This window comes from Paenibacillus sp. FSL H8-0048 (genome assembly GCF_038002825.1).
Classification (GTDB): Bacteria; Bacillota; Bacilli; order Paenibacillales; family Paenibacillaceae; genus Paenibacillus_AQ.
Map to the genome: position 1 here is coordinate 6,918,431 of NZ_JBBODF010000001.1, position 12,691 is coordinate 6,931,121.

Genomic DNA, 12,691 nt, shown 5'->3' on the forward strand with positions numbered 1-12,691 from the left:
GCCGTCATCCCTTCAGAGCCGATGACGGCGGATATCCTTTCAGGCTCTTGAACACATTGCTGAAATACGCCACATCATGATACCCGCAATGCTCAGCCACCTCCGATACATTGAAGCCCCCCGCAGACAGAATCATTTCGGCGTTGTTCACCCGGACCTTGTTCAGGAACTCCTTACAGGTGTACCCGGTATTCTGCTTGAACAGCTTGCCCAGATAGACCGGGCTCAGTCCGATGCCTTCCGCCAGATCCCTGATCGTAACCTCCTCCGCATAATGATCCATCATATAAGCCATTACCTTATGGATTCGCGGATCAAGCAGCGGTGCCTCCTGATGATAAGCGATGTTAAGCAGACGATAGATAATCAGCTGAAAAATAGCCCGGGCCTTCATCCGGTAAAGCGGCTGGGAGCTCATCCAGATATGCGAGAATTCCCTGATATCCTCCAGGATTTCTTTGGTCATCCAGCCCTTGGTTACGGCCGCGAATGGCAGATGCACCGGATTGTCCGCTCCTTCCCAGAAGAAGTTGAACGCATAGGAATGCATAGGTGCCTCTGCGAACGTATGGGCTTCCCGGGTACTGCCGGAAGGGACATAGAGAATATCACCGGCTTCCACCGGGAACCGCTCCCCGTTAATATAATAGACCGCTTTGCCTTCCACAATGAACGTCAGATCATGGAAATCGATAGGGCTGCTGACAATCTCCCACTCTGCAAAAGACCTGCGGTCCACGAACAGCACGATGTTCGGCACAAGCGGTTCGTATGTATGAATGTTCATACCGGGTCTTCCTCCTTACTGCTGTAACATTGATGCACACCACAATATTCTACCACCGGGCCTGTTCTGTGCACACCTGTCATATCATAGGACCTTGAGGATCAGGCAGGGATATGGAATTGTTCCCTCCGTAATTTCCTGCTATACTTTTGACAGGTTAGTTTGATAGGGGGTTACACGGATGGCAACGAATTGCTCATTAGCTAGGGAGTCCTCATGCAGAGCCTGATCCGGGGCGATACTTTGCGTGGGGTGCGGCAGGACAATCTTGATCGCCCAAACAGATATTATCGTTTCTAATCGCAGGCTCTGCACCTTATTGCTGTAATCAATCATAATAAGGGGCTGAAGAGCTGTGACACCAACATTTATTAGAAACCATCAATATAATTACATTAAGAAACAAGCGGATTTTGTGCTGAAAACATTGCGTTCGGTAGCGGACCGCCGTGTCCTGGAGACCGTAAGATACAGCGCCGAGCTCAACGTGACGGGGGCCTTTGCTTCACTGACCGCCGGGCAGGAGCAGATGCTGCGGGCCATCTCCACCTTCGAGAAGGCCGAGGACTTCCAGCAGTATACCAGCGGGCTGGAGCCTTATCTGGAGCCGTTTCCGCCGATTACGCTGAAGCAGATTCAGAAGCTGTTTCCCAAGAATAAAAAGATGAAGCTGCCTGATCTGCAGTCTTTTGATTTCCGCTATGTCACTTACTTGGCCTGGGCGGACATCGCAACGAACAAGCTGTTCATCGTCTATCCGCATGAAGGGCAGTTCATTGGCGTGGAAGGCCGGATGCTGCCTGTGCACAAGAAGGGCTACTGCCTGTTCTGCAACCGGCAGCAGGAGCTTGCCTTCCTGACCGTCAAGACCAAGCCGGAGCTGGCGGCGGCAGATAATTTTGCTTCCGTGGGCCAGTATGTATGTATGGATAATCAGGGCTGCAATCAGAGCATTACGGATATAAGCGCGCTGGAGCGGTTCGTCCTCTCGGTGCGCAAGTAGCAGGATAGTTTGATTAAAAGAGCAGAGCAGCGGTTCCCGGTTGGGGGCCGCTGCTCTATTTGTTGTGTATGGTAGAGGGAACTATCTGCCAGGCTGCGTCGTCATCGTCAAATCTGTCAGCTCCTCCAGAAGCTGCTCCTCCAGGCGGATGATCCCGCACATATTCTTGTGAAGCTTCACCCGTGCGGCGGGCTTGTTGCCCGAGCACATCCCCTTAATCATGAACTGATTCACCAGATCCCACTTCTCGCCTGCCTGACGGTAGCCTTCAGCCCCGCGGGAAAGAGCAGGTGCGGGGCCTTCGCGCTCCAGCAGCTGCAGGAACTGGCTGAACCGGATTCGGCTGATCGGCAGGGCGTTGGCGTAGATTTTGAAGGCTGAACTGGCTTCAGCTGTGTTATCAGGCCGTATCCCGGTCTCCAGATAGGCCTGGGCATACGCCCTGAGCTGGACGCCCACCTGATCTGGCCGAACCTGTCGGGCAGGGCTGGTAAGCACCTCTTGCAGGATCGTCTGCCAGTCTGAGCAGGAACGGGAGGTTTCGCACCGCCCGAATAAGGCGTAGAAATGACAAGCCCCTTCAAGGATGCTGAAATCCACCGTCTCAAGTTCCCTTCCATAGTAAGCATCTGTCAGATAGATCAGATTCTTCTCCCGGTCCAGACCTACGGCAAGACAGGCATGGCTCGTATGCAGCCTGCGGTAGGCTACACACCAGGGACAGTCATAGGAGTCGAAGCCGACCAGAACCGGCATGCCTGAGGACAGCTGATGCTCCAGCAAGTCAAGCATGTAGCTTCGGGCCATTGCCGGTCCGGTCCGTTCGATATAACTGAAGGTAAGGCCATGGTATGCAGACAGGTAGCCGGTATTGATCCGGGGCAGCCGTATCCGCTCAATCAGCGGCTGGTCCGGGGCTTGCGGCTCATCCAGGTACATCTGCCAGGCATCGCCGTACATGCCTTTGCTGTCCAGTCCCTGCCACTGCGCTACAGACTGGATGCAATCATCGATACAGCTGCGCAGCTTGGGGTACAGGGTACTCTTAACAGGAGCAATGTTCAACACTGCTCATCATCTCCTTCGCCGAGCTGAAGTGGCTGTGCAGCCGGTCGCGGTAAGAAGCGGGAGTCATGCCGCTGAATTCGCGGAAGAGCCGGTAGAAATATTTCATGTCGTAAATGCCGACCTCTAGGGCCACGGACTGCACGCCAAGCTTCGTGAACAGGAGCAGGAGACAGCTGTATTTCATCCGGATTTCCTGGAAGATCTGGATGTAGGACCTGCCGGTCTTATTCTTGAGCAGCCGCTGGAACTGGCGGGAGCTCATCGCAAGCTGGCGGCTCATCTCATTCAGCGTGATCCGCTCACTATAGTTACTGATCATATATAAGAGGACATCATGCAGCGGGTCATACTGAGTCCCCGGACGTTCGGTGAAGGGAAGATCTGCAGCGGGCATAATCAGCTTCGCCAGCTCCAGCAGCGGAGGGTATAGCCGCTGCTCGACTACAGGCAGGCCGGAGTTCAGCATCCCGTGCAGCCGCCCAAGCAGAAAGAGGATTTCCTTGTTCTTCTCCCTGTATCCGAACCATTGCCGCACCTCCAGAAGCTTCAGCAGCGGCATGAGAACCTCTTCGGACAAGGGCCCGGGCAGCTCTCTAAGCACCTTGTCAAGTCCGGGCCTGAGCATACAATTCAGGATCAGCAGCGGCTCGGTACCGCTCAGATCCTGCGGATGAAAGACATGGGATATCCCCGGCGGAATCACTATCACATCCCCCTGCGTTACCTGCATTTTATCCTCGCCCGCCAGATGTATGCCCGTTCCTTGAACCACGTAGGCCAGCACTACGAAATCATGCTGATGACGTACAGAAGTGACCGTTTTTTGAATCAGGAGCATTTGTACGGGTGAACAGGAGTCGAATACATAATCCCCCGTGAATACCGGAAAAGCTTCCATAAACAAACCTCCGTTTCCTGCTTCCTTATGTTGGATGACTGGAATCCACCCTAGTATATCTCAATATTTTGGCGCATTCAACCATATATTAACAACTTAAAATTTGGTATATTCATCCTATTCATTCCAATTATGCAACCTGAAAGGGGTAGACACATGCAGCAGAAAGTCATTGAGATTATCGCCGAAATCAAGGAGGAACCAGGCTTGCTTCAGACGCTCAGCGGAGCTTCTGACCTGACCCTGGACGCCGCACTTGACTCCCTGCAGATCATTAATTTTATTCTGAGAGTCGAAGACGAATTCAATATAGAGGTAGATTTCGACACCTTTGACCTGGAGCACCTGAAATCAGTGGACCGGTTCTCCGCTTATGTTGCCGGGCTTGCCGTACAATGAGGAATGCTGTGCACTGCGGCAGCCTGGAGTCGGAGCGGTACTGGCGGGAGGAGGATCTGGCCTCCTTGCCGGCCATTCCCGATGCGAAGGCACTGGCTATCGTACAAGCGATGGATGAAATGCTGTTTGTCTTTTGCGGAAGCGGTGATGTTCTCTTAACCCGCCAGGGGATGAACCGGGCACAATATGACTATCTGCAATCGCTCGGTTATGCATTCAGCACCAATATGGATACGCTCAGTCTGGAGGCAGAGGAGTCTGTTCCCGCACAGGCGGCGCTGAATGTATTTGAGCTGCTGGGCCGGATGGACGCCGGGCAGGAGCCGGACCGCTTAATACCGGAAGGAGCGCTGCTGGAGCCCTTCGCCGTGCTTCCCGGGACACAGGAGGCGGTTAGCCGGTACAAGCTTTTGCCTACGTTGCCTAATGAAGACATTGTACGGGCAGTGAATACCAAGAGCTATTCTACGGCGATGCGTGACCGGCTGGAGCTGCCGAATATTGCGGTAGTGGTCCAGAGTATGGAGGAGCTGCTGCAATCGGGACAAGCGCTGCTGGAGAAGGGAGCTTTTCTGATCAAGGATGAGTACGGGGTATCCGGTAAAGGGAATCAACTGGTGGATTCAGAGCGTATGCTGCGCCGGATGACCGGGTATCTGGAGTCGAGCCGCAATCAGGGAAAAAGAATCCGGTTTGTCCTTGAGCCGCTGCTGGACCGGGAGACAGACTTCTCCTGCCAGTTTCAGATTGATCCGGAAGGCCGGATCACCCTGTTGTCCGTTCAGCAGCTGGTGAACCAGGGCTTTGCCTTCGGAGAATCCCACTCCCCGCAGCCCTCTCTGCTGGACAAGCTGGATAAGGAAGGCTACTGGGAGACAATGCAGGGCATAGGCCGGGAGCTGTACTCTGACGGATATTACGGTGACGTATGTGTCGATTCAATGCTGCTGCGTGACGGAAGTCTGGCGCCTTTGGTAGAGATCAATGCCCGCAAGTCGATGAGTCTGATTAAGCATCATGTGGACCGCCGGTTCAAGCAGGAGGGGTTGCACACCTGCCTGATTCAGGTACCGCTGGCGGCTATGGGCAAGGTTCATTATCAGGAGCTGCTGGAGCGGATGGAGGAGACGGGGATTTTGTTCTCGCTGGAGACGGGGGAAGGTGTGATGCCCTTAACCTCAAGCGCGCTCCAGCCGCTGGACCCCGCCCGTACTGCCGGTTCCGTGAAGGGCAAGCTGTATGCGGCCCTGACTTACCGGAACGAAGACCGCAAGCATGGGCTCATCCGTACGCTGGACGAGTCTCTCATGCGCACAGGCTATACTATCCTGCGATAAAGAAAGGAACCCTCCAATGAATAACACCGTGACGATTCTATGCTCGGGCTTTGGCCTGGGCTTCTATGTTCCTGGCCTGCTGCTGGAACGCAAGTTAACCGCGCTGGGCCTACAGGCGGAGATTGAGGTGTTCGAGACCTTAATGCCTGAGCGCAAAAAGGAGCAGACAGACAACAGCCGCAGGGCGTACCAGCAGAGCTTCGCCGTAGCCCTGACCTCACAGAAAATACCTTCCGATATAAGAAGCAGTCTTGACCCTGCAGCCGTTGAACAACTGCTGGAGCAATGGAAGCGGGAGGAACGGCAGCACTTCATCGTCTTGTCCGGGCATTGGGTGCATGTCATGGACCAGTACCGTAGACTGGCGGGGGTGAGCGTATATGCTGACCTGCTGTATATTGACGCCGGCCTGTCGCCATCGTGGAAAAATCTGCGCAAACTGAATACGGGTTATGTGGAAGGCTATCATGAAGTAAGCCTGTATGATCCCGGGAAGCAGGAGATTCTGTGCAGCATCGATGCCGGAGCTGGGGAAGCACTGCCTGCCGCGGCGAGGAACGGGCGGCTGGTCGTTCATGGGGGCGGCTGGGGGATTGGAACCTTCCGTGAGAAGTTTGGTGCGCTGGAGTCGGCGGGGTACGAGCTGGATATCGCCGCTTACAGTATTCAGGAGATTGGCGAGGCTATCCATGGAAGACGTTATTATATGAATGATCCGCAGTGGCGCACCTGGACGAAGGACAGCAGCGGGCAGTATACCTTCCCGCCGTTTGCAGAGGTAACCGGTAACCGGACGGAGCATTTCCCGCCCTGTCAGAGCTATGGGGAGGGGATGTTCGGAGTCATCCGGCAGGCATACGCAGTCATCAGCAAGCCGGGCGGCGGCGCTTTGATCGATTCGCTGGCTTCGGGCACACCGCTGGTGCTGCTTGATCCCTTCGGCCCGCATGAGAAGATCAACAGCGATCTGTGGGTCAAGCTTGGTTACGGCATTACTTACGGAGAATGGGCTGCGTCAGGTTATGATGATGATGAGCTGCTTAAGCTGGCGGATAACCTCAGGGACGCCGGCGGCCAATACCCGGATTATGCGGCAAGCTATGCCGGACAACTATCCGCAGCAGGAGGGAGAAGCTAATGCAGCCTACCAGTAAAGTGAGTCTGGACGCCAAGTCCTTTGAGGCATTGAAGCGTACAATCAAGAATGTGGTGGTTCCGCACCGGGAACGTAAGCATGATCCCGGCTTCAAGACGGTGATGCCGGAGATTATGTCCCTCAAGCTGACCAACCGCTGCAATCTGCGCTGCAAGCATTGCTATCAATGGAATGAAGACGGCTACCATCATGATATGGATACCGCCGAGCAGAATCTGGATATGGATCTGGGCATGATCCAGAGGCTGCTGGAGGAGACGGACGAGGCGCAGTCCCGCCTGTATTTATGGGGAGGGGAGCCGCTGTTTCACCGGCAGGCCAAGGAGATTTTGGACCTTCTTAAGGAGCATCCCCGCGATACTACGATCTGTACCAATGCCTACATGATCCCTAAGTTCGAAGAGGAGCTGTGCGCGGTCTCCGACAATCTGGAGCTGCTGATCCCGATCGAGGGGTTCCAGGAGGAGCATGATTTCCTGCGCGGCAAGAAATCGTTCCAGAAGGTCATCGACGCCGTTGACCGTTTGCTGGAGCTGCGCGAGCAAGGCCGCTTCCGCGGCCGGATCTCCGTGCACAATGTCATAAATGATAATATGATCGGCCGATTGTATGAGCTGGTGGAGTTTTTTGAGCGCAAGGGTGTTGATCTGGTGCTGCTCTGCTTCCCCTGGTATATCTCGGAAGACACCAGTCTTGAGATGGACCGCTTCTACGATGAGCACTTCCAGTGGCTGGCTGAGCTTCCGCCGGATCACCGGAGCAGCTGGCACGCGTTCAAATACCATATCAAGCCGGACAATATCACCAGGCTGACCGATGACCTGCGGCGGATTAACAGCAACACCTGGAATAATACCCGAATCCGCTATCAGCCGGGGCTGGACTTTGATGAGATTGAGGATTTCGTGGCCGGGAAGCCGATGCTGTCCCGCAGTACCTCCAAATGTCTGGCACTCAGCACCCGGGTGGATATTGCCCCGAACGGGATGGTGAGTGCGTGTAAATTTTTTGGCGAGCTGGCTATTGGCAATGTGAAGGAGCAGACGCTGACAGACATATGGAATTCTGCGCGTTATGACCGGCTGCGGCGGATTCTGGATGAAGGCTTGTCGCCGGCCTGCTCCAAATGTAATGTGCTGTACTTGAACACCTATGCTGCGCTGGCCCAGATATGAGCAGCGGGGGAGAGCAGCCCGCCTATAAGCTCGGCATTCTGGGTGCCTCAAGTATTGCTGTTCCAGCGATGCTGGAGCCTGCACGGGTGGTGGACAAGGTAAAAGTCACGGCAATTGCCAATCGTACCTTGGCGAAGGCGGAGGCCATGGCCGAGGCATACCAGATTCCCTATGTGGCAGGTAGTCTGGACGAGCTGCTGGAGCTAGACGAACTGGATGGAGTATATATTGCGCTCAGCAATGAGCTTCATGCGCAGTGGGCGATCCGGGCTTTGAATGCGGGCAAGCATGTATTGGTGGAAAAGCCGATCTGCCTCTATCCCGAAGAAGCGGAGCAGTTAAGGCAGGCGAAGGACAACCCTGCTGCCCCGAAGCTCTCCGAGGGGCTGATGATTGCCTGTCACCCTTGGCAGCAGGCACTGAAGGGGATCGTCGATTCTGGCGAATTCGGTTCGCTGCGCAGGATCAGCACCCGGATTTCCGTTCCTGCCAAGAACGGGCATGCCGGAAATTACCGGAGTGTCCGGGAGAAGGGCGGAGGTGCTTTTAATGATCTGGGCTGCTATTGGCTGCAGTTCGTGCAGACCCTTGCAGGTCTTCAGCCGGAGGAGATTCTGGGGCAGTCGGCCTTTGACGGGCCGGATGGCTGCGACTGGACCTTTCAGGCGGCGCTGCAGTACAAGAACGGGCTGAGGGCCGAATGCCTCACTTCCTTCGAACTGCCATTCCGGGCCTCGCATACCTTGTATTTCGACCATACCGTGCTGAGCGTCCCGGATTTCTTCCGGCCGGTCAAGGGGTTCTACAAGCTCAAAATCCGGCATGATCTGCCGGACAACCGCACCACTCTATGCGAATTCGAACCGCTGAACTATTATGTGGGCCAGCTGGAGACTTTTGCAGCAATTATGAGCGGGCAACAAGCCGAGGGCCTGGGCGCTACCTGGGAACGGGTGCAGCTGCAAGCCCGGATCATGGCCGGGGCGCAGCGGTGCCGGGTCTCTGAGATGCTTCCGCTATAATTTATAATAATATACAACAGCGACTCCCTTTGTGGGGGCCGCTGTTTGCTGTTGCACTATATAGACTGTGGTACTAGCGCTCTGCCAGAGAAGGAGGATGCTCCATCCAGACACGCTCGTTGTTCAGCACATATATTCCCAGCGCCTGCTCGAAGGAAAGGCCGTGATTATAGAAGGCCAGCATCTTCGCGGCGAAACGCATACTCTTATCTGCGCTGGGCGATTGCAGCAGCTCTGTTGCCAGCGTACGGAAATTCTTCGGCTGGGCTTCAGCAGCACTGGCGGCATCCAGCAGTCCTTTGTGGCTTGGGAACAGAAGCCGGTTATACGCCAGAATCATCCGTCCGCTGAAAAAGACCAGTTGGCCCGCCGTATGAGCGAGTAGGTAGGCGTCATTTTTTTTGCCCGCTTCCTTGGCGAAATACAGCCCGTACAGATAGATCTGGGCGCAGAAATCCCGCAAATTGTGCTCGCGGTTCTCCTCAGGATAGACGGGAATCCGGGCTACCAGCTCATTCAGCTCCGGGATTCTGGAGAATAGCACCTCTGCACCGGTAAAAGCATACCTCGTCGGCTCATTGCCCTGCCGGGCTGCCAGCTCCAGAAACCGGCGGTTGATCACCTTGATATCTGCATATCCGCCTTCATAGGTGCTGACTTCGCGGTCCACATAGGACAGTCTGCTGTTCCGCTCATATTCCGCATACGCTTCATCGGTGAAGACCAGATGGACATCCACATCCGAGGTCTCGCTGGCGGTTCCCTTGGCTACTGATCCGCTGGTGATTGCCGCCAGACAAGAAGGGTCTTGCTCCATCTTCTCCGCCAGCTTCCCCAGCGTCTGCCTGTGGTGCGCGTACATATAGCGTTCAGCCTCCTTGAATAAATTCTGCTGCGTTAAGCGTATCAACTGAACAGCTTGCCAGCTATGGTCAATTCAGACATTCAGGCACCCGCCTGCTCCGTCTTCACCTGACCCGGCTGCTCGGCGGCACCGCTGCGGATGAGGCCTCTCCGTCCGGCGAAGGTGACTGCCAGAATAGCTGCACCGGAGACGAGCAGAATGACCGAGCCGGGAATCCGGTCCAGAAGCACCCCGTAGAGCAGCATTCCCAGCGGAGCGATAGAACCGGCCACGCCCTCGACCAGCCCGAATACGCGTCCACGGTACTCTTCCTCAGTGGTCTGCTGCAGATAGACCTGAACCGGAATGTTAATGACCATAATCATGACGCCGATAATGACCAGCAGCGGCAGGAAGAGAAGGAAGGTGGCAGTCGGGGTGAAATCAAGCAGCAGCGGCACCGCCAGCGCTAGGAATAAGACTCCCAGTGCGCTTAATCCTCCAAGGATCGGCTTTATTGGACTCTTGCTCCGGGGAAGTACAGCAAGCAGCAGCGACATCAGAAGTACACCTGCCGCCAGCATCGCTTCGAGGACTCCATATTGCTTCGAGGAGAGCCCGAGTGTCTGTACTGCAACGTAGGGCAGCACAACATTCAGGGCGACGACGAAGAAATTAATCCAGAATACAATCCCCATCAGGGAGCGGAGGACCGGGCGGCGGATGACATAAGCGAAGCCTTCCTTCAGATTCATTCGGACCCCGTTAACAGCAGTGCCCATACGTTCGCGGAGCGGCTGGGGGCCTGCGGCTTCGGCAGGGTCAAGGGCAGCTTGAAGCCGTGGAACCGGCTTGTATCTCAGCATAGAGCCCATCACGGTTGAAACGGTGAAGCCTGCCGCGTTCAGCAGCATGAAATCCTGAAGAGGGAGGAAGGCATACAGAAGACCGGCGAGAATCGGAGCCAGCAGGTGGCCAGCTGATCCGGCAATCTGATTCAGTGATCCGGCCCGCTGGACGGAGCTGCTGTCTACAAGCATCATCATCGAGGAGGAGACTGAAATACTATAGAAGGTAGAGCAGATAGATAATAGAATGAGCGACAGATAGATAGTCCATAGTGACATCCCCTCCAGCGAGACAAACAGAAAGGCCAGAGACATAATCAGGGCACTGGCCAGATCCGAACCGATCAGCAGCCTGCGGCGGTTAACTCTGTCGGCGAGCACACCGGCGAAGGGGGACAGCAGGATACCGGGCAGCAGCCCGCACAGCAGTGTAACTGCGAAGCTATTCCCTGAGCCAGTCTCGTTTAGAATGTACAGACCGGCTACGAAGGTATACATACTGGAGCCGAGAACAGAGACCAGCTTGCTGCTGAAGAAGAGGAATATGTTACGGTTAGCCGCTGCCTTATCATGGGTTGCGGATGTTAATTGAGACATAATAGCACTCCCTTTGATCAAAAAGTTAAATTTAATTAAACTTATTGTATGAGTAAAAGTTCGGAAATGCAACAAAAAGTTTAATTTAATTTAACTTTAACGTATTTCTATCTTTCTCTTAGGGTATAGGTAAGCTATACTGAAAAGAAAAGCTACCTGGAAAGTTGGCAAGCAGATGACCACCAAACAAACTATCGGAGAGAAAGTCAAGCAATTGCGCAAGGCTAAGGGGCTTACGCAGACGGATCTTGCCGGAGACCATATGACCAAGAGCATGCTGAGTCAAATCGAGAATGGACGCGCCTTGCCCTCGATGAACAGCCTGCAAGTTCTGGCCGGCAGGCTGGGAGTGGATCCGGGCTACTTCCTCGAAGGTGAGGAGGAGGCGGAGCTGGCTCCGCTCGTCCGGGAGATGGAGGCCGAGTTCAAGGCGAAGAATTACAGTGAGGTCATCCGGCGGCTACAGCCGTTCACAGAGCGTACGCTGCCGATGACGATTGACGCTGCGCGTCTGCTGGAGTTCTATGTAAGCTCCCTTTTCTATACAGGTGCCGGAGGCGGGGAAGCGGAGCTGGAGCGGGCGGCACTGATCTATGAACGCTTCGGTTTATTTGTGGAACGTGCGAAGGTGCAGTATATTTCCTATGCCCTGAATTTCGCACAGAGCAGATACGCGGAAGGGCTGGAGCTGATCCGCCGGGTCCGCAAGGAATACGAGGCTAACAAGGTGGGGAATGATTTTATCTTTGAAATCGATCTTCATTATGCCGAGAGCATTAGCTTGTCTGCCCTGGGGGATTATGCGGGAAGCCGTGAAGCTGCACAGGCGGCGCTTCAAGTGTCGCGGGAAGAGGGAATCTACTATATGACGGATCATCTGTACCGGGTGCTCGGGATTCTGGCGCTGACCGAAGGAGAGACCTTGGCGGCAGAGGAGGCCTTGAAGAAGGCCAGAGCATTCGCCGAATTCACCGAGTCTCAGGATTCGCTGAAGCTGGTGTTGATCGGAGAGATCAGACTTGCGGTAGCTAAGGGAGAATACAGCAAGGTACTTGCACTGGCGCGGCAGTATCCGCAGGAGGATGAACAGTACGCGCCAAGCGTTCAGCTCATGTCCGGCATCGCCTGGTATCATCTCGGCCAGGACGATGAAGCACTGAGCTGCCTGACCAAGGCTGAGCCGGGGGAACAGGTCTACCACCCGCTTGACCGCGGCAACCTGTTGACCGCTTATGCCTACCGCGCACGAATCTGTATGCGCCGGGGCATGAAGGAGGAGGCACAGCGGCTGGCCGGGTTTGCCTATGATCAGGCGATGGAATACCCGCCTTCCATATACACCGAAATGATCAACGAAACTTACCGCGAGCTGCATAACTAATAGAGCATCAGAGCTAAACAAGTGAATTTATTCAATAAATAAAGTAATGTATGAAGTTGCGTTTGAACCGAGCCAGTCGGTGATAGTTGTATTCCGTACATCTAAAAACAGTGAAAAGGAAGGCATTCCTCTCCTAACTGTATTCCATACAACTAAATCTGCTAGAATGGGCGAAA

The 12,691-nt window shown here is 54.7% G+C and carries 12 protein-coding genes; 7 read left to right on the top strand and 5 right to left on the bottom strand.

All coding sequences use genetic code 11. The annotated features are described in order from the left end of the window. Positions 1 to 4: 4 nt before the first annotated feature. A complete protein-coding gene (locus NSU18_RS29850) occupies positions 5 to 787 on the bottom strand; it encodes a helix-turn-helix transcriptional regulator (RefSeq protein ID WP_341017920.1) in 783 nt (260 codons plus the stop codon). Between the two features lie 355 nt (positions 788 to 1,142). Between NSU18_RS29850 and NSU18_RS29855 the strand changes: the two genes are divergently transcribed. Next, a complete protein-coding gene (locus NSU18_RS29855) occupies positions 1,143 to 1,790 on the top strand; it encodes a FusB/FusC family EF-G-binding protein (protein WP_341150782.1) in 648 nt (215 codons plus the stop codon). Positions 1,791 to 1,871: 81 nt separating this feature from the next. Here NSU18_RS29855 and NSU18_RS29860 read toward each other — a convergent pair whose 3' ends face one another. Continuing rightward, positions 1,872 to 2,858 (bottom strand): hypothetical protein, encoded by a 987-nt coding sequence (locus tag NSU18_RS29860; RefSeq protein WP_341017923.1) that lies wholly within the window; start codon positions 2,856 to 2,858, stop codon positions 1,872 to 1,874. Beyond that, positions 2,836 to 3,756, bottom strand: a complete 921-nt coding sequence (locus NSU18_RS29865) for an AraC family transcriptional regulator (RefSeq protein ID WP_341150783.1) — start codon at positions 3,754 to 3,756, stop codon at positions 2,836 to 2,838. The genes NSU18_RS29860 and NSU18_RS29865 overlap by 23 nt, the downstream gene beginning before the upstream one ends. A 156-nt stretch (positions 3,757 to 3,912) precedes the next feature. Here NSU18_RS29865 and NSU18_RS29870 point away from each other — a divergent pair, with 156 nt between their 5' ends. From NSU18_RS29870 to NSU18_RS29890, 5 genes are read left to right on the top strand one after another with little or no spacing between them, the layout of a single operon-like run. Next, the gene (locus tag NSU18_RS29870) at positions 3,913 to 4,155 is read left to right on the top strand and encodes an acyl carrier protein (RefSeq protein ID WP_340752608.1); all 243 of its coding nucleotides are present in this window, start codon (positions 3,913 to 3,915) and stop codon (positions 4,153 to 4,155) included. Beyond that, entirely contained in the window at positions 4,152 to 5,492 is a 1,341-nt protein-coding gene (locus NSU18_RS29875; protein WP_341150784.1) for a hypothetical protein, read from the top strand. The genes NSU18_RS29870 and NSU18_RS29875 overlap by 4 nt, the downstream gene beginning before the upstream one ends. A gap of 16 nt (positions 5,493 to 5,508) precedes the next feature. Beyond that, positions 5,509 to 6,630 carry a UDP-glucuronosyltransferase gene (locus NSU18_RS29880; RefSeq protein ID WP_341150785.1) on the top strand — a complete coding sequence of 374 codons (1,122 nt, stop codon included), beginning with the start codon at positions 5,509 to 5,511 and terminating at the stop codon, positions 6,628 to 6,630. Further along, positions 6,630 to 7,823, top strand: a complete 1,194-nt coding sequence (locus tag NSU18_RS29885) for a radical SAM/SPASM domain-containing protein (RefSeq protein ID WP_341150786.1) — start codon at positions 6,630 to 6,632, stop codon at positions 7,821 to 7,823. Before NSU18_RS29880 ends, NSU18_RS29885 begins: the two co-directional genes overlap by 1 nt. Continuing rightward, complete coding sequence (locus tag NSU18_RS29890; protein WP_341150787.1) at positions 7,820 to 8,845, top strand: Gfo/Idh/MocA family protein; 1,026 nt, start codon at positions 7,820 to 7,822, stop codon at positions 8,843 to 8,845. The genes NSU18_RS29885 and NSU18_RS29890 overlap by 4 nt, the downstream gene beginning before the upstream one ends. Positions 8,846 to 8,918: 73 nt before the next feature. Here the strand turns inward: NSU18_RS29890 and NSU18_RS29895 are convergent, their stop codons facing one another. Further along, a complete protein-coding gene (locus NSU18_RS29895; RefSeq protein ID WP_341150788.1) occupies positions 8,919 to 9,707 on the bottom strand; it encodes a nucleotidyltransferase domain-containing protein in 789 nt (262 codons plus the stop codon). 83 nt (positions 9,708 to 9,790) lie between these two features. Then, the gene (locus NSU18_RS29900) at positions 9,791 to 11,134 is read right to left on the bottom strand and encodes an MFS transporter (protein ID WP_341150789.1); all 1,344 of its coding nucleotides are present in this window, start codon (positions 11,132 to 11,134) and stop codon (positions 9,791 to 9,793) included. Positions 11,135 to 11,309: 175 nt separating this feature from the next. On the opposite strand from NSU18_RS29900, the gene NSU18_RS29905 reads away from it, so the two are divergent. Further along, positions 11,310 to 12,515, top strand: coding sequence for a helix-turn-helix domain-containing protein (locus tag NSU18_RS29905; protein WP_341017934.1), 1,206 nt, complete (start codon positions 11,310 to 11,312; stop codon positions 12,513 to 12,515). The last annotated feature ends 176 nt before the right edge of the window (positions 12,516 to 12,691 follow it).

Excerpts from the sequence above, each read along its gene's own strand:
- NSU18_RS29850 (WP_341017920.1), bottom strand. The coding sequence starts at position 787 with ATGAACATTCATACATACGAACCGCTTGTGCCGAACATCGTGCTGTTC.
- NSU18_RS29865 (WP_341150783.1), bottom strand. The coding sequence starts at position 3,756 with ATGGAAGCTTTTCCGGTATTCACGGGGGATTATGTATTCGACTCCTGT.
- NSU18_RS29870 (WP_340752608.1), top strand. The coding sequence starts at position 3,913 with ATGCAGCAGAAAGTCATTGAGATTATCGCCGAAATCAAGGAGGAACCA.
- NSU18_RS29875 (WP_341150784.1), top strand. The coding sequence starts at position 4,152 with ATGAGGAATGCTGTGCACTGCGGCAGCCTGGAGTCGGAGCGGTACTGG.
- NSU18_RS29880 (WP_341150785.1), top strand. The coding sequence starts at position 5,509 with ATGAATAACACCGTGACGATTCTATGCTCGGGCTTTGGCCTGGGCTTC.
- NSU18_RS29885 (WP_341150786.1), top strand. The coding sequence starts at position 6,630 with ATGCAGCCTACCAGTAAAGTGAGTCTGGACGCCAAGTCCTTTGAGGCA.
- NSU18_RS29890 (WP_341150787.1), top strand. The coding sequence starts at position 7,820 with ATGAGCAGCGGGGGAGAGCAGCCCGCCTATAAGCTCGGCATTCTGGGT.
- NSU18_RS29895 (WP_341150788.1), bottom strand. The coding sequence starts at position 9,707 with ATGTACGCGCACCACAGGCAGACGCTGGGGAAGCTGGCGGAGAAGATG.
- NSU18_RS29900 (WP_341150789.1), bottom strand. The coding sequence starts at position 11,134 with ATGTCTCAATTAACATCCGCAACCCATGATAAGGCAGCGGCTAACCGT.
- NSU18_RS29905 (WP_341017934.1), top strand. The coding sequence starts at position 11,310 with ATGACCACCAAACAAACTATCGGAGAGAAAGTCAAGCAATTGCGCAAG.